The 14,866-nt window shown below is 66.6% G+C and carries 15 protein-coding genes; 7 read left to right on the top strand and 8 right to left on the bottom strand.

Annotated elements, in window-relative coordinates:
- Positions 1-99 precede the first annotated feature (99 nt).
- Complete coding sequence (locus KDW55_RS03925) at positions 100-375, top strand: hypothetical protein (RefSeq protein WP_040140150.1); 276 nt, start codon at positions 100-102, stop codon at positions 373-375.
- A gap of 173 nt (positions 376-548) precedes the next feature.
- Here the strand turns inward: KDW55_RS03925 and KDW55_RS03920 are convergent, their stop codons facing one another.
- Together KDW55_RS03920 and KDW55_RS03915 are read right to left on the bottom strand one after the other, a co-directional pair.
- Positions 549-1,832, bottom strand: coding sequence for an Nramp family divalent metal transporter (locus KDW55_RS03920; RefSeq protein ID WP_212161187.1), 1,284 nt, complete (start codon positions 1,830-1,832; stop codon positions 549-551).
- A gap of 92 nt (positions 1,833-1,924) precedes the next feature.
- Positions 1,925-2,425 carry a low affinity iron permease family protein gene (locus KDW55_RS03915; RefSeq protein ID WP_156789100.1) on the bottom strand — a complete coding sequence of 167 codons (501 nt, stop codon included), beginning with the start codon at positions 2,423-2,425 and terminating at the stop codon, positions 1,925-1,927.
- Between the two features lie 252 nt (positions 2,426-2,677).
- Here KDW55_RS03915 and KDW55_RS03910 point away from each other — a divergent pair, with 252 nt between their 5' ends.
- A complete protein-coding gene (locus tag KDW55_RS03910) occupies positions 2,678-3,583 on the top strand; it encodes a manganese catalase family protein (RefSeq protein ID WP_040140154.1) in 906 nt (301 codons plus the stop codon).
- A 63-nt stretch (positions 3,584-3,646) separates the two neighbouring features.
- The gene (locus tag KDW55_RS03905) at positions 3,647-4,165 is read left to right on the top strand and encodes a ferritin-like domain-containing protein (protein ID WP_212197872.1); all 519 of its coding nucleotides are present in this window, start codon (positions 3,647-3,649) and stop codon (positions 4,163-4,165) included.
- Positions 4,166-4,192: 27 nt separating this feature from the next.
- Here KDW55_RS03905 and KDW55_RS03900 read toward each other — a convergent pair whose 3' ends face one another.
- The 3 genes from KDW55_RS03900 to KDW55_RS03890 all read right to left on the bottom strand — a co-directional run bounded on the left by KDW55_RS03900 (position 4,193) and on the right by KDW55_RS03890 (position 6,609).
- Positions 4,193-4,471: a hypothetical protein gene (locus tag KDW55_RS03900; RefSeq protein WP_212161188.1), complete on the bottom strand. Its 279-nt coding sequence runs from the start codon at positions 4,469-4,471 to the stop codon at positions 4,193-4,195.
- A gap of 117 nt (positions 4,472-4,588) precedes the next feature.
- Positions 4,589-6,211 carry a chaperonin GroEL gene (groL, locus tag KDW55_RS03895; RefSeq protein ID WP_040140155.1) on the bottom strand — a complete coding sequence of 541 codons (1,623 nt, stop codon included), beginning with the start codon at positions 6,209-6,211 and terminating at the stop codon, positions 4,589-4,591.
- An 80-nt stretch (positions 6,212-6,291) separates the two neighbouring features.
- A complete protein-coding gene (locus KDW55_RS03890; protein ID WP_040141180.1) occupies positions 6,292-6,609 on the bottom strand; it encodes a co-chaperone GroES in 318 nt (105 codons plus the stop codon).
- A 635-nt stretch (positions 6,610-7,244) separates the two neighbouring features.
- On the opposite strand from KDW55_RS03890, the gene KDW55_RS03885 reads away from it, so the two are divergent.
- The gene (locus tag KDW55_RS03885; RefSeq protein WP_212148100.1) at positions 7,245-7,559 is read left to right on the top strand and encodes a hypothetical protein; all 315 of its coding nucleotides are present in this window, start codon (positions 7,245-7,247) and stop codon (positions 7,557-7,559) included.
- A gap of 157 nt (positions 7,560-7,716) precedes the next feature.
- On the opposite strand, the gene KDW55_RS03880 is transcribed toward KDW55_RS03885, so the two are convergent.
- Together KDW55_RS03880 and KDW55_RS29710 are read right to left on the bottom strand one after the other, a co-directional pair.
- Positions 7,717-7,959: a hypothetical protein gene (locus tag KDW55_RS03880; protein ID WP_212197871.1), complete on the bottom strand. Its 243-nt coding sequence runs from the start codon at positions 7,957-7,959 to the stop codon at positions 7,717-7,719.
- 157 nt (positions 7,960-8,116) lie between these two features.
- A complete protein-coding gene (locus KDW55_RS29710; RefSeq protein ID WP_034195215.1) occupies positions 8,117-8,326 on the bottom strand; it encodes a hypothetical protein in 210 nt (69 codons plus the stop codon).
- 531 nt (positions 8,327-8,857) lie between these two features.
- On the opposite strand from KDW55_RS29710, the gene KDW55_RS03870 reads away from it, so the two are divergent.
- Both KDW55_RS03870 and KDW55_RS03865 read left to right on the top strand, forming a co-directional pair.
- Positions 8,858-9,712 carry a helix-turn-helix domain-containing protein gene (locus KDW55_RS03870; protein ID WP_040140161.1) on the top strand — a complete coding sequence of 285 codons (855 nt, stop codon included), beginning with the start codon at positions 8,858-8,860 and terminating at the stop codon, positions 9,710-9,712.
- A 117-nt stretch (positions 9,713-9,829) separates the two neighbouring features.
- Positions 9,830-11,497: an ATP-dependent helicase gene (locus tag KDW55_RS03865; protein WP_040140163.1), complete on the top strand. Its 1,668-nt coding sequence runs from the start codon at positions 9,830-9,832 to the stop codon at positions 11,495-11,497.
- A gap of 60 nt (positions 11,498-11,557) precedes the next feature.
- Here KDW55_RS03865 and KDW55_RS03860 read toward each other — a convergent pair whose 3' ends face one another.
- A complete protein-coding gene (locus tag KDW55_RS03860) occupies positions 11,558-13,117 on the bottom strand; it encodes a methyl-accepting chemotaxis protein (protein WP_069243097.1) in 1,560 nt (519 codons plus the stop codon).
- Between the two features lie 229 nt (positions 13,118-13,346).
- Here KDW55_RS03860 and KDW55_RS03855 point away from each other — a divergent pair, with 229 nt between their 5' ends.
- Positions 13,347-14,861 carry an MDR family MFS transporter gene (locus KDW55_RS03855; RefSeq protein ID WP_059547279.1) on the top strand — a complete coding sequence of 505 codons (1,515 nt, stop codon included), beginning with the start codon at positions 13,347-13,349 and terminating at the stop codon, positions 14,859-14,861.
- Positions 14,862-14,866: the final 5 nt, after the last annotated feature.

The raw sequence follows: 14,866 nt of genomic DNA, 5'->3' as shown, positions 1-14,866 counted from the left end.
TGTCGTTAGTACTTCTCAAAACACAAAAAATATGCCGGCCATGTAAACGAGGACCTCATGTAGCTTCGCCAACTGACACCTGATCGAAGGGGAAGAAAGATGTCGTTGTCCCAGGATGTGAGCACCAAAAAAACTGCCTCCGTACACAAGGCACCTCCGCCGTCGCCGGTGTTCTGGAAGCCCGATCCTGTGGTCCCGGCCGCGCCGGAATCGGAGCAGCCGCTACCCGGCCTGCGCGATTTCTTCGCTGCGGCAGCGCTGCAGGGGCTGCTGTCGCGAGACGCCGGCCGCAACGTCTCGGCAATCGCCGACTACGAATCCAAGCGCGCGCTCGGCGCGTATCGCCTCGCGGACGAAATGTTGAAAGCGCGCTAAGCGCCCGGGCCCGCCGCCCCACGCGGGCCTGCTCCCTTCTTTTTCATAGGCCGCGGCAAAAAAGACATGTCGCCTCGTTGCCGGCATGCAATATTTTCCGCCCGCCCGCTTATTCAAATGGCTCGCGAATCGTTATTCGATTTTCGAGAAAATACCCCGTCGCTGCGACAACATCACTGCGACAGTTCGCGCGTGAGCAAAACGATATTCAGCATACCAATGACGAGCATCGCGCCGATGGCGGCCCAGCGCGTCGCGCGTCCGTTCGCGAACGTGCCCATGATGTCGCGGCGGCCGGTGAAGTACACGAGCGCAAGCATCGGCACCGGCAATACGAACGACAACACGACCTGGCTGATCACGAGCGCCTGCATCGAATCGACGCCAAACCCGACGACGACGAATGCCGGCGCCATCGTGACGAGCCGGCGCAGCCACACCGGAATCCGGAAGCCGACGAACCCCTGCATGATCATCTGCCCGGCCATCGTGCCGACGACGGAGCTCGATATGCCGGAGCTCATCAACGACACGAGAAAGCACGTTGCCGCAGCCGCTCCGAGCAATGGCGTCAGCGTCCGGTACGCGGTGCCGATTTCGGCGACGTCGCGATAGCCCGCGTGAAACGCCGCGCTCGCCATCACGACCATCGCCATGTTGACGGCGCCGGCAACGGACAATGCAACGACGACTTCCCAATTGGAAAAACGCACCATCATCCGGCGCTGCTCCGTGTCGAGTCCCGCCACGCGCCGCTGTGTGAGCCCGGAATGCAGATACAGCGCATGCGGCATGATCGTCGCGCCGACGATGCCGACGGAGATCGTCAGCGCCTCGCCGCGCGGCCACTCCGGCACGACCGCGTGTAGCCCGACCTCGGCCCATGCGACGGGCGCGATGAACATCTCGGCGAGATAGCACAGGCCGATTACGCCGACGAGCACGCCGACCGCGATCTCGATCGGCCGGAAGCCGTTGCGGTCGGCGAGCAAAATGCCGTAAGTCGCGACGGCCATTACGCCCATCCCGGCAAGCGTCGGCAGCTTGAACAGCAGCGCGAGCGCAATCGCACCACCGAGAAATTCCGCGAGTTCGGTCGCCATCGCGGCCAGCTCGCTCGCGACCCACATCCCGGCGACCACCGGCCGCGGGAAATGCGTGCGGCAAAGTTCAGCCAGGTTGCGGCCGGTCGCGATGCCGAGTTTCGCCGACAGCGCCTGGAACAGCATCGCGATGACGTTCGCCAGCAACACGACCCAGAGCAGCGCGTAACCGAACTGCGCACCGGCGCGGATGTTGGTCGCGAAATTGCCGGGATCCATGTACGCGACCGACGCGACGACCGCCGGCCCGGCGAACAGCAGCGCGGCACCCGGCCCGCGTCGTCTGCCCGCGAACACTTCGCGCATGCCCGTCGCGGTGCGCTCGGTCAGCGCGTTCCTGTCGAGCGTCGTCATCCGCCCTCCGTCGAGAAATCGGCGTCGCCCGCGGCATGGCCGATGCAATCCAAATGACAACCGCTTGTAAGCCCGGCAGCGTGTGTCGCCGGTCACGACACGCCGCTAGGCTCGTGCGCCGCATCGGGTGCGTCGCATGCCGCCGCGCGGCCGTCGACGGCTGCGCGCTTCGCGAGTTCCAGATATGCGTTCGCCAGACGGCGCAACTCTTCCTCCGACGCATTCTCGATCCCGATCAGCTGATCGCTCGCTGAGCGCGTTGCCGCGACGAGTTCGTCGAGTTTCAGATGAAGCGCGACGCTGTCGCGGTTTTGATTACGCTGCAGCAAAAACACCATCAGGAACGTGATGATCGTCGTGCCGGTATTGATCACGAGCTGCCACGCATCCGAGTAATGAAAGATCGGCCCGCATGCGAGCCACACGACCGTGATCGCCACCGCCGAGCCGAACGCGACGGGCGAGCCGGCCCATGCGGTCACGCCAGTCGCGAAGCGCTCGAATGCGCGCGTCACCGGATTCCCGGCTGCGCGCGCATCGGTCCCGCCGGCACCTTGCTGGTTCGGCTCCCCGCCGCGTGATTCGTTGTCCATTTGCATGTCGTCTCCGGAATCGAAAGTCGTCGCGGCGCCCGTGGTGCGCCGACGCACGCGTCTTGCGCGACAGGACGAAGCAAACCCTACGGTGTCGCCCGCACGTGCCGCCCGGAGCGCCGAGCATCGCGCGTGCCTGCGGCGCGCGATTCGCGTACCGCGCCGTTCTTCGCGCGCGGGACCGCTTCGTGCTGATCGCGTCGTGCTGTTTCGACACCGCGAACTTCGCGCAACCTCTTTTATGGAGATTCCATGTTCATTCACAACACACGGCTTCAGTACACGGTGCGTGTCGACGCACCGAACCCCGGGCTCGCGAACCTGCTGCTCGAACAGTTCGGCGGACCGCAGGGCGAACTCGCCGCCGCGATGCGCTACTTCACGCAGGCAATCACCGAAGAGGATCCGGGCCGCAAGGACATGCTGTTCGACATCGCGACCGAGGAATTGAGCCACCTCGAGGTGATCGGCTCGCTGGTCGCGATGCTGAACCGCGGCGCGAAGGGTGAACTCGCCGAGGCGGTCGACGAACAGGCCGAGCTGTACCGCAAGCTGCACGGTGCAGGCAACGACAGCCACGTGACACAACTGCTGTACGGCGCCGGTTCGCCGCTGACGAATTCGGGCGGCGTGCCGTGGTCGGCGGCGTACATCGACACGATCGGCGAACCGACGGCCGACCTGCGCTCGAACATCGCGGCCGAAGCGCGCGCGAAGATCATCTACGAGCGGCTGATCAACGTGACCGACGATCCGGGCATCCGCGACGCGCTCGGCTTCCTGATGACGCGCGAGGTGTCGCACCAGAAGTCGTTCGAGAAGGCGCTGTACGCGATCACCGCGAACTTCCCGCCGGGCAAGCTGCCGCCGGTCGAGCCGTATGACCGCGTGTATTTCCGGATGCAGCCGGACGCGCAGCCGCTGGTCGGTCCGTGGAACCACGGCGGCGACCTCGAGATCCGCCCGGCCGAACCGGCCGTCGACGGCGGCACCGGCATTCCGGAAGGCATGCTGGAGCAACGGCAGGCGGACGCGATCGAAGCGATGGCCCAGCGGCTCGCATCGGATCCGGACAGCGATCCGACAACCGGCGCCGAACTCGGCGCCGGTGCGCCGATTCCGCAGAACGGCGCCGCCGGCAAGCCGGACGGCGCATGAACGTCAACGTCGGGCGCCTGCTCGTCGAGACGGGCGCCTCTTCGTCCCCAAATGGAGAACGCAATGACCAGCGACACGACTGCAGGCGATGAACATCTGATGGACTGGCTGCGCGACGCGCACGCCATGGAAGAACAGGCCGAGACGATGCTCACGTCGATGGCCGGCCGGATCGATCACTATCCGGATCTGAAGCGGCGCATCGAGCAGCACATCGAGGAAACGCGCGAACAGGCGCGACTGCTGCGCACGTGCATCGAGCGGCGCGGCGGCTCGGTGTCGACGATGAAGGACGTCGGCGCGAAGACGATGGCATGGGTGCAGGGCCTGGCCGGCATGTTCGCGACCGACGAGATAGCCAAGGGCGGGATGGCCAGCTACACGTTCGAACACTTCGAAATCGCCGCATATCGCAACCTGATCGAGGCCGCACGATTCGTCGGCGACCGCGAGACGATGGAGATCTGCGAACGGATCCTGCCCGAGGAACAGGCGATGGCCGCCTGGCTGGAGCACAACATGGCAGGCGTGGTGCGCACCTATCTCGCGCGGGATCAGGCGGACGCGCCGGCGAAGCGATAGCCGAACTTCCGGCGCGACGGGCAAGCGTCAGGCGCCCGCAGCGCCGGAATCGGGCTGGTCGGCCATCAGATACTGGATCACGAGCGTCGGATCGGCAACATCGAGAATCAGCCGGCGCATCACGCGCTTGCGCATATGGTCGTCGTCGAGCGTCCACGGCCCGGCTGCTTCGCCGAGGTAACGCGCGATCGCGTCGCGATGATCGCCGTCCGGCGCAAGCCCGAGCCGAGCCACGAGCAGCCCGGCCACCACGTCGTCGATCTCGATCGGGAGCGGCCTGGAATCGATCAGCAGTTCGAGTTTCATGATCGGTGTCGCCAACAACGAAAAAAACGGCGCGCGCGCCCCATTGTCGCGCGCGCCGAACAGTGCCGCTCCGGCCAGCGGCGGATCGATCACCGCAGGCGTTGCCTGCGGTGCGGATCAATAGCCGAGTTCCGGCGACGCCGCCGGCGCGGCGCTTTCTTCCTTCGGCGCTTCGGCGACGGTCGCATCCGTCGTCAGCACGAGGCCGGCGATCGACGCGGCATTCTGCAGCGCGGTGCGCGTGACCTTGGTCGGGTCGACCACGCCGGCTTCGACGAGATCGCCGTACTCGCCCGTCGCCGCGTTGTAGCCGAAGTTGCCGTTGCCTTCGAGCACCTTCGAGATCACGACGGACGGCTCCTCGCCTGCGTTCGCCACGATCACGCGCAGCGGGGCCTCCAGCGCGCGCAGCACGATCCGGATGCCGGCGTCCTGGTCGGCGTTCGCCCCCTTGAGGTCCGACAGTGCCGTGCGTGCACGCAGCAACGCGACCCCGCCGCCGGGCACGATCCCTTCGTCGACCGCCGCACGCGTCGCGTGGAGCGCGTCGTCGACACGGTCCTTCTTTTCCTTCATTTCGACTTCCGTCACCGCGCCGACCTTGATCACCGCGACCCCGCCCGCGAGCTTCGCGACACGCTCCTGCAGCTTCTCGCGATCATAGTCGCTCGTCGCCTCGTCGATCTGCACCCGGATCGACTTCACGCGCGCGTCGATGCGCGCCGCGTCGCCCGCGCCGTCGATGATGATCGTCTCGTCCTTGCGCACCTCGACGCGCTTCGCACGGCCGAGATCGTCGAGCGTGGCCTTGTCGAGCTGCTTGCCGGTTTCTTCGGAAATCACCGTCGCGCCGGTCAGGATCGCGATGTCCTCGAGCATCGCCTTGCGCCGGTCGCCGAAGCCCGGCGCCTTGACGGCGGCGACCTTCAGAATCCCGCGCATCGCATTCACGACGAGCGTCGCGAGCGCTTCGGCCTCCACATCTTCCGCGACGATCAGCAGCGGCTTGCCGGCCTTCGACGCCGCTTCGAGAATCGGCAGCAGATCGCGAATGCTCGAGATCTTCTTGTCGTGCAGCAGGATCAGCGCGTCGTCGAGGTACGCGGCCTGCTTGTCGGGATCGTTGATGAAATACGGGCTGACGTAGCCGCGATCGAACTGCATGCCTTCGACCACGTCGAGTTCGTTGTCGAGCGACTTGCCGTCCTCGACCGTGATCACGCCTTCCTTGCCGACCTTCTCCATCGCGTCGGCGATGATCTTGCCGATCGCCTCGTCGGAGTTCGCGGAGATGGCGCCGACTTGCGCGATTTCCTTGTGGGTCGAGATCGGCCGCGACAGCTTGCGCAGTTCGTCGAGCACCGCGCCGACGGCCTTGTCGATGCCGCGCTTCAGATCCATCGGATTCATGCCGGCCGCCACATGCTTCATGCCTTCCTGCACGATCGCCTGAGCGAGCACGGTGGCGGTGGTCGTGCCGTCGCCGGCCACGTCGGCGGTTTTCGACGCAACCTGCTTGACGATCTGCGCGCCCATGTTCTCGAAGCGGTCCTTCAGCTCGATTTCCTTCGCGACCGATACGCCGTCCTTGGTGATCACCGGCGCGCCGAAGCTGCGCTCGATCACCACGTTGCGCCCCTTCGGCCCGAGCGTCACTTTGACGGCATCGGCCAGGACGTTCACGCCCTTGACGATCCGGCTTCGCGCGCCGTCGCTGAATTTCACGTCTTTTGCAGCCATTTTGATTGCTCCGGATAAAGTCGTTGAACGGAATGCCGCGCACACCGGGCGCACGCCGGCGCCGCGCGGCCGAATCGACGTCAGGCCGCTTTCCGCGCGGGCTGCGATTCGGGTTCGAGTACGCCCATGACATCCTCTTCACGCATCACGAGCAGTTCCTCGCCGTTCACCTTGACGGTCTGGCCTGCATACTTGCCGAAGAGAACCTGGTCGCCGACCTTGAGCTGCAGCGGGCGCTGCGAGCCGTCCTGGAGCAGCCGGCCGCTGCCGACCGCGACAACTTCGCCCTGTTCGGGCTTTTCCGCAGCGGAGTCCGGAATGACGATGCCGGAGGCTGTCGTCCGCTGCTGTTCGATTCGCTTGACGATAACCCGGTCGTAGAGGGGACGAATCTGCATTTTCATCTCCTGAGCGATGAGATCACCTGAATAAGGGAATCCGGCGGCGCATGCACGTGCGAAACGACGCTGCGCGGCCGTGCCATCGTTTGGCGAAAGGCGAAATAGTGGCGGCGCCGCGCGCTTCAAGGGGCAGATGGAGACGCGTATGTAACAAAATGTTTCAGCGAAACGGGGTGCGGGGAAGCGTGCGCAGACGATACGGCGTGCGGCGCGAACGGCGTCGCGCCCGAAGCGGCAAAGCAACGGACACGGCGGCTCCGGGCGGCACGGCGTCGAGTGTGTCGACGGGCTTGTCGAGCCCGCTCCGGAGTCCGGCCTGGACGGGCGAAACAGCCCCCTCGCATACGCGTTGCGCGCCGGCAGCTGGATGAGTTCTTCGCGATGCGGGCCGCGGCCGACGTCTGCTCTTTCGCGATGTCGAAAGTGCGGCGACGTCTCCATTCGCGATGTCTCGAACGGCCCCTTGAAATTTGCATCGCCTGTTCTACTTTAGGTGTCGCTCAACGCAGTCGCGCGTCGCGCGCTGCGTGTTTCGATGCGTTATCGCCCACGCAGGCTGCGGCACGATCGCGCACCGGTTCGTCGCGCGTGGTGTTGCCGTGTGCCCAATGCATTGACCATGAGAGACGACCATGCTGAGTCCACACGAATTCGCGACATTGATGCTGATCCGTCATGCGCCGGATCAGCTCGATACAACCCGTGCCGAAATCGACGCGCTGCTCGAGCGGCAATTGATCATGCTCGAACATCGCGCCCACGGACACCGCCGCGTGCATCTGACGCCGAGAGGACGCGCGTTGCTCGATGTGTTCGGCTCCGGCAGCCACGGCGGCACGCGCGTCAGGGCGCGCGAGCGCAGTCACGACGCCGGCTATGCGCAGGCTGAGTCCCCGCCCGTGGTCGCGGCGGCGGACACGATGCGCGACGCGCAGCCTCAAACCTGACGCGTCGGCAATCCGCGCGCAATGCGGCGCCGCGCGCGACAAGCACACACGCGACACGCGGCGGGTAGAAACGGACGACGGCCTGCCGGCCAGCAAGCCGCTTCGGAACGAGGAAAGTCGGTGCGCCGCCGCCGGACTGCCCCCGACCAGAGCGGAATCAGCGGGTGTGGCGGGCGCGGCTGCCGGCCGCGCGATCGAACGGCCGAAGCCGTGCCAACTGCTCGATCGACATCGATACGACTTCGCGGGCATGCCGGGCGATCACGTGACCCGCCATGCCCGCGTTCAGATACGGTTCGATGCTGATCGTGCGACGCGGGTGACTGCCCGCTTCGTCATCGACGATGTCGATTCGGGTGCTACGACTCTTCCACCAGTCTTCGCAACCGGCAAGGATCAATACGAATCGATCGCCCCCCGAAGCAGCAGGCGTGCTACCGCGCCGGGCGCGCTTCTTTCGTCACCGGAACGATTCGTGGACGTGGAACCGCGCCGCTCGTCGCCGTCCGTTGATGTGCCGGTCGGCCGGCGCCCGCGTTGCACGGGCGGAACACGCACTACGCGTAGCGGCTCAACCACTCTTCGGAAAATTTCTTCGCATAGGCGACGGCCTCGGCCTCGGTATCGAATTCGCCCAGCTTGCGGAACGCCGCCTCGCGGCTGAAACCCAGCTTCGTGACCTCGACCTGGGCCGCGTATTTGCCGTTTTCCGTCACGCGCGGTTCGCAGTTCATCTCGTACCCGCGCATCACAAATTTCTTCTGCATCGCTTCAACGCATTTTTGAGACGGCGAAATCGTAGCATGGGCCCCCGTGGCTTTCACAGCCGCCGGAGGGCGGCCGGCGTCATCGGCGATTAGAGTAAACCGTCGGCCGATCCGCGTATAAGATGCGGCACCGCCCGGGCCCGCGCGCAGCGGCATGTAAAAATTTGTCGCGTGCGCGGGCGGACGATGCGCCGGCGGCAAACCCGTCGGTGCGCCCTGCCTTGGTGCATTCGCGCGGACGCCCGCCCGGATTGCGCGCCGCCCCGCGAGCAATCGGCTGCCGTTTCCTGGCGATAAGCGCCGGACGGTTGCGAACGGGCCACCGCCCTGCCGTCGGCCGCCGTCGCCGACGTAACTTCGTGACACACCTTTCACAGAAACGCACTTTTCGCGACATGGAATGACAGCCGTTTTGCGGTAAAGTTATCTTTTCCGCGCGTGGCCGGTCGGCTCGCCCCTGGACGTCGTCAAGACTGTCCGCCGAGACTGCCGCAAGGCGTCGCTCTGAACGTCACGATCCGTTCCCGCAGCATGACCACTGAAGCAATCACCACGGATTCACTCGCGGTTGCCGAGCGCGTGCGCGAGCTGATGACCCGCAACGGCATCGGCAAGCGCCAGCAGACCACCGAGCTGTGTCGCATCCTCGACCTGAGCTTTTCGCAGGGTCACCGCAAACTGCGCGGCAGCAGTCCCTGGACGCTCGCGCAGATCAAGAAAGTTGCCGAAGCGTACGGCGAACCCGCCGCTCAATTGTTCGGCGCGCAGACGCTCGACCCCGGCATGGTCGGCGCCTATTCCCAGGAGGCCGTGCTTTATGCCGGCGTCGCCGAGATTCCGTGCACCGCATGGATCGGCGCGCCGCTCGAAGCCGGCGCACGCCCCGAGTTCGTCGCGTACGAACAGAACGGCCGCTGGCGCGTGCTGCGCCATACCGGCGTGCTGTATCAGAACGCGTACGACGTGCACAAGATCGAGATCTATCCGCGCCGCGCGGAGAGCGACAAGCTGGTCGTCGCGGTGATCGATCCCGATCGTGTCAGCTCGACCGAGCTGTGCCGCTATCTCGAACGGCAGGGTTTCGCGACGGCCGCGTTCGACGGCCTCGCGCCGTTCGTCGATGCGCTGCAGGGTCAGGCGTTCGATGCGGTCGTCACCGAATGGCTGTTCGACGACAGCACGGCCGCCACCGCGATCAAGGCAGTGCGCACATCCGACAATCCGGGCGCGCCGATCTTCGTGCTGACGGGCGACCTGCTCACCGGCCGCGCGAGCGAAGCGGACATCAGCGAAGTGATCCGCGCATTCGACGTCGTCTGCTATGAGAAGCCCGCGCGCATGGCGATCCTGAGCGCCGATCTCGCGAAACGGCTCGCACGCGGCTAAGCTGCGTCCGCCGGCATCACCGGCGGACGGCCGGCCTGCGCGCCGCGCGGCGGTCGTGCACGGGTTCGTCAGTACAATAGCCGGACCGTTCACGACCGGCATCCGCCGCCCGACTTCATGGCCCGCCTGATTCCCGACGACTGGAAAAGCCTTGCCGCCACCGGTGCGGCCGAACGCGAGCGCGAGACGCTCGCCGCGCTCGAACACGCGCTGCCGGACACCTACACCGTCTATCACGGCGTGCACTGGACGCGCGCCGACGAAGGCTACTCGGTGTTCGGCGAAGCGGCGTTCGTCGTCGTGAGCGCGGCCGGCCGCGTGCTGCTGATCGAGCAGAAGGCCGGCTTCCTGCGCGAGACGCCGAAAGGGCTCGTGAAGGTCTACCTGCAGAAGGAACGCAACGTCGCGATCCAGCTCGCGCGCACGCAGGAAACGCTGCACCGCCGCCTGACGGCCGCGCTCGGCGCAGGCGTCTACGGCGTCGATGCGCTGCTGTACTGCCCCGACTACTCGATCCGCGACGCGGCAATCGCCGGCGTCGCGGCCGACCGCATCGTCGACGCGTCGCGCAAGGCGCAGCTTGCGGACGTGATCCGGCAGATCCTGCCGGAGCACGAAGAACCGCTGCCGAACGCGGCGAAATTGCATCATTTTCTCGCCGACGAACTCGCGCTCACGCCGGACACGAGCGCGCTCGTCGGCCAGGCCGGCACGCTGGTCACGCGGCTGTCGGGCGGGCTCGCCGCATGGGCGCGCCAGCTCGAGTTCACGCCGTTCCGGCTGCGCGTGACGGGCACCGCCGGCTCGGGCAAGACGCAGCTCGCGGTGCAGGCGATGCGCGACGCGGTCGCGGCCGGCAAGCGCGTGCTGTACGTGTGCTTCAACCGGCCGCTCGCCGATTACATCGCGCGGATCGCGCCGCCCGGCGCGAAGATCGCGAACTACCACCAGCTGTGCGACTGGGTGGCGCGCGACGGCGGCTATACGCCCGACTTCGATACGCCCGGCGCATTCGAGCGGCTCGAGGCGCGCTTCGCGGAAACGCCGGTGACGCAACGCTGGAAGTTCGACGTGCTGATCGTCGACGAAGGCCAGGATTTCCATGCGCCATGGGCGGCCGCGCTGGAGCGCCTGCTCGCGCCAGACGGCGCATGGTGGTGGCTCGAGGATCCGCTGCAGAACCTCTATCTGCGCGAGCCCGTCGCGCTGCCGGGCTGGGTCACGCTGAAGGCGTTGACGAACTACCGCAGCCCGCGCGATTTGCTCGAATTCGTGCGCGACGTCGTCGGCCGTGTCGAGCCGCTCGCGGCCGAACTGCGCTCGGGCAGCCCGTTCGACGGTTCGGATCCGTCGGTGTCGTCATATGGAGAAGATGGCGCATCGGGTGACGCGCTCGCGCAAGCCTGCATCGATGCGACGAAGCGCGCGATCACGCACGCGTTGTCGCTCGGCTTTCGCAAGCAGGACATCGCGGTGCTGTCGTATCGCGGCCGCGAAAGCTCGGTACTTGCGCCGCTCGACCAGCTCGGGCCGCACCGCGTCAAGCGCTTCACCGGCAAGTATGACCTGTTCGGCAACCCTGAATATCGGGAAGGCGACGTGCTGCTCGATTCGATCTACCGGTTCAAAGGGCAATCGGCGCCGTGCGTGATCCTCACCGAAGTCGACTTCGACACGCTCGATGCGCGCGCGGCCCGCAAGCTGTTCGTCGGCGCGACGCGTGCGACGATGAAGCTGCTGCTCGTTGCGTCGGCGCGCGCGGCCGCGCAGCTCACGGCCGGCTGACGCGGCGGGGCGACCGTTCCGTCACGCGGCAGTCCCCGCCCGCGGCCCGCCCCGCTCCGGTCAAGCCACGCGGAACGCGCCAACCGCCCGGCGCAGCCCTTCCGCCTGCTCTTCGAGCGATGCGGCAGCCGCCGCAGCCTGTTCGACCAGCGCCGCGTTCTGCTGCGACACCTGATCCATCTGCGACACCGCGCGGTTTACCTGCTCGATCCCGTCGCGCTGCTCGTTGGACGCGGCTGCGATCTCGGTCATGATGCCGGTCACGCGGCCGATCGCCTGCTGGATGTCCTGCATCGTCGCGCCGGCCACGCTGACGAGCCGCGAGCCGGTCGCCACGCGCTCGACCGATTCGCCGATCAGCGTACGGATTTCCTTCGCGGCCGACGCCGACCGCTGCGCGAGCGTGCGCACCTCGCCCGCGACGACCGCGAAGCCGCGTCCCTGCTCGCCCGCGCGCGCGGCCTCGACCGCCGCATTGAGCGCGAGGATGTTGGTCTGGAATGCGATGCCTTCGATCGTGCCGATGATATCGGCCACCTTCTGCGAACTCTGGTCGATCTCGTTCATCGTGCCGATCACTTCGCCGACGACCGTCGCGCCGCGCGTCGCGATCTCGCTCGCGGTGTCCGCGCATGCCTGCGCCTCGACCGCATGATCGGCGTTCTGCTTCACGGTCGCCGTCAGCTGCTCCATGCTCGCGGCGGTCTGCTGCAACGCGGCCGCCTGCTCCTCCGTGCGTTGCGACAGGTCCGTGTTGCCGGCCGCAATCTGATGCGTCGCGGTCGAGATCGCTTCCGAGCCCTGGCTGACCTGGCGCACCGTATCGGCGAGGCTGCGCTGCATGCCGGTCACGCCCTTGACCAGTTCGGCCATCTCGTCGCGCGACGACCAGCGCACTTCCGACGTGAGATCGCCGTCCGACAGACGGCGGAAATGCGACAGCAGCCGATTCACCGGTTGCGTGATCGCGAAATGCAGGCCGATCGCGCAGCCGAGGCACGCGGCAAGCCCGAACGCGATGCCGGCGATCGCGCCCGCCCGCATCCAGCCGTAATACGTCTGCGCGGTGTCGTACACGTCCTTGCCGCGCCCCGCCTGGTATGCATCGAGTGCATCGGTGGCCTGCGTGAGCGCGACCGACAGCGGCGGAGCGACCGTCATCAGCAGCCGGTCAGCGTCGTCGCGGCGGCCGGTGCGGATCGCGTCGATCATCGGCTTCAGCCCCTGGCCGATCAGCGCCTGGCGCGCCGCGTCCAGGCGCGTCGCAAGCGGGCCTTCGTCGCCGTCGTGCGGCATCGCCGCATAGGTGCGCCACGCGGCGTCGGCCTTCGCGAGATAACCCTCGGCTTTCTTGACGAGATCCGGCACGTCGGGCGCCTCCGGATGCAGCATCGCGCGGTCGAGCGTCGTGCGCACGATCGTCAGGTTCAGACTCGCGGCGGACAGCGCCGTCTTTGCGGCCAGCTGGCGCGTATACGCCTCGTCGAGCGCACGGTTCGAGCTCTGCATGCCGGCAAGGCCGATCAGGCCCGATACGACGAGCAGCACGGCGACGAGACCGAGCGTGGAGAAAATCCGCGTACGGATCGAGAAACGGGAAAACAGGGCGTTCAGGTTCATGACGGCACGTGAGCGATGAAAAGTGCCGCGGCAATCGATCCGCGGCATTCTGGATTACGGTTTGCCTGCAAAAAACTTGAGCCCGTCCGCTCCTTTGGCTGATCGCGATCAATGTTTCCTCGCGGCAATCTTCCGTTACCGCTGCAACAATTAGAGGCCAGACAGAAATTGACCAGACAATCATTCGCGCCTATATTTCCAGCAATTCCCTGCCATGGCAGATACTTTAATGCGAACCGATCCCCTCCTTGTGCCGGCCGCGGCTGACGCGGCCCGTCGCGACGCGCCAGCCGGCCTGATCGTCGCCGCGCTGCTGCTCGTGATGCTGTTGTCCGCGCTCGACCAGACGATCGTGTCTACGGCGCTGCCGACCATCGTCGGCGAACTCGGCGGCCTCGACCGGCTGTCGTGGGTCGTCACCGCGTACCTTTTATCGTCGACCGTCGTGCTGCCGCTGTACGGCAAGCTCGGCGATCTGTACGGCCGCAAGGTCGTGCTGCAAGCCGCGATCGTGCTGTTTCTCGCCGGCTCCGCGCTGTGCGGCATCGCGCAGGACATGACGCAGCTGATCGTGCTGCGTGCGCTGCAAGGGCTCGGCGGCGGCGGACTGATGGTCGTCACGATGGCCGCGATCGGCGATCTCGTGCCGCCCGATCGCCGTGCACGCTATCAAGGCATGTTCGGCGGCGTATACGGCCTCGCGACGATCGTCGGGCCGCTGCTCGGCGGCTTCCTGGTCGAACATCTGTCGTGGCGCTGGATTTTCACGATCAACCTGCCGCTCGGCTTCGTCGCGCTCGCGGTGATCGGCATCGCGTTCCGACCGCATGCCGCGCACGTGAAGCACCGGATCGACTACATGGGCGCCGCGTTCCTGGCGACCGCCCTCACCTGCGTGATCCTGTTCACCAGCGAAGGCGGGTCGCTGCTGCCGTGGTCGTCGCCGCAGCTTTGGATGACGCTGGTGCTCGGCGTGGTCGCGGTGGGCGGTTTCATCTATGAGGAACGGCTCGCGGCCGAGCCCATCATGCCGCTCACGCTGTTCCGGCAGCGCACGTTCGTGCTGATGAGCCTGATCGGCTTCGTCGTCGGCATCGCGTTGTTCGGATCGGTCACGTTCATTCCGCTCTATCTGCAGGTCGTGAAGGGATCGACGCCGTCGCAAGCCGGAATCCAGCTGCTGCCGATGATGGGCGGGATGCTCGCGATGTCGGTCGCAAGCGGCCGGCTGATTTCGCGGCTCGGCACGTATCGGCCGTTCCCGATCGCAGGCACGGCCATCGGCGGCGTCGCGATGGCGCTGCTGGCCACGCTGTCGCTCGACACGCCGCTGCACACGATTTATGCGTACATGGCACTGCTCGGGATCGGACTCGGCATGGTGATGCCGGTGCTGACGCTCGCGGTGCAGAACACGGTGGAATTCCGGCACATGGGCGTCGCGACGTCGGGCGCGACGCTGTTCCGCTCGATCGGCGGCTCGCTCGGCGTCGCCGCGTTCGGCGCGCTGTTCTCGCACGGGCTGCAGTCGCGGCTCGCGCCGGCGCTCGCGGCCGGCACGGATTTGCCGCCCGCGCTGGGGCCCGCTGCCGTGCACCAGTTGCCGGATGCGGTTCGCGACGCGTATCTGCGCGCGTTCTCCGGGTCGCTGCATGTGGTGTACCTGGCGGCGGCCGGCGTGATCGCGATCGCGTTCGTGCTTGCGTGGTTCGTCGAGAGCGCGCCGTTGCGCAACCGGCGCTGACCGTC

Origin of the sequence: Burkholderia sp. AU19243, from assembly GCF_018148075.1 — a bacterium.
Taxonomy (GTDB): domain Bacteria; phylum Pseudomonadota; class Gammaproteobacteria; order Burkholderiales; family Burkholderiaceae; genus Burkholderia; species Burkholderia latens_A.
This window is presented reverse-complemented; position numbering and strand designations above follow the sequence as displayed.

Coding starts and splice junctions, on each gene's coding strand:
- KDW55_RS03870 (WP_040140161.1), top strand. CDS start 8,858: ATGACCACTGAAGCAATCACCACGGATTCACTCGCGGTTGCCGAGCGC.
- groL (WP_040140155.1), bottom strand. CDS start 6,211: ATGGCTGCAAAAGACGTGAAATTCAGCGACGGCGCGCGAAGCCGGATC.
- KDW55_RS29710 (WP_034195215.1), bottom strand. CDS start 8,326: ATGCAGAAGAAATTTGTGATGCGCGGGTACGAGATGAACTGCGAACCG.
- KDW55_RS03855 (WP_059547279.1), top strand. CDS start 13,347: ATGCGAACCGATCCCCTCCTTGTGCCGGCCGCGGCTGACGCGGCCCGT.
- KDW55_RS03910 (WP_040140154.1), top strand. CDS start 2,678: ATGTTCATTCACAACACACGGCTTCAGTACACGGTGCGTGTCGACGCA.
- KDW55_RS03860 (WP_069243097.1), bottom strand. CDS start 13,117: ATGAACCTGAACGCCCTGTTTTCCCGTTTCTCGATCCGTACGCGGATT.
- KDW55_RS03915 (WP_156789100.1), bottom strand. CDS start 2,425: ATGGACAACGAATCACGCGGCGGGGAGCCGAACCAGCAAGGTGCCGGC.
- KDW55_RS03900 (WP_212161188.1), bottom strand. CDS start 4,471: ATGAAACTCGAACTGCTGATCGATTCCAGGCCGCTCCCGATCGAGATC.
- KDW55_RS03920 (WP_212161187.1), bottom strand. CDS start 1,832: ATGACGACGCTCGACAGGAACGCGCTGACCGAGCGCACCGCGACGGGC.
- KDW55_RS03925 (WP_040140150.1), top strand. CDS start 100: ATGTCGTTGTCCCAGGATGTGAGCACCAAAAAAACTGCCTCCGTACAC.
- KDW55_RS03885 (WP_212148100.1), top strand. CDS start 7,245: ATGCTGAGTCCACACGAATTCGCGACATTGATGCTGATCCGTCATGCG.
- KDW55_RS03865 (WP_040140163.1), top strand. CDS start 9,830: ATGGCCCGCCTGATTCCCGACGACTGGAAAAGCCTTGCCGCCACCGGT.
- KDW55_RS03905 (WP_212197872.1), top strand. CDS start 3,647: ATGACCAGCGACACGACTGCAGGCGATGAACATCTGATGGACTGGCTG.
- KDW55_RS03890 (WP_040141180.1), bottom strand. CDS start 6,609: ATGCAGATTCGTCCCCTCTACGACCGGGTTATCGTCAAGCGAATCGAA.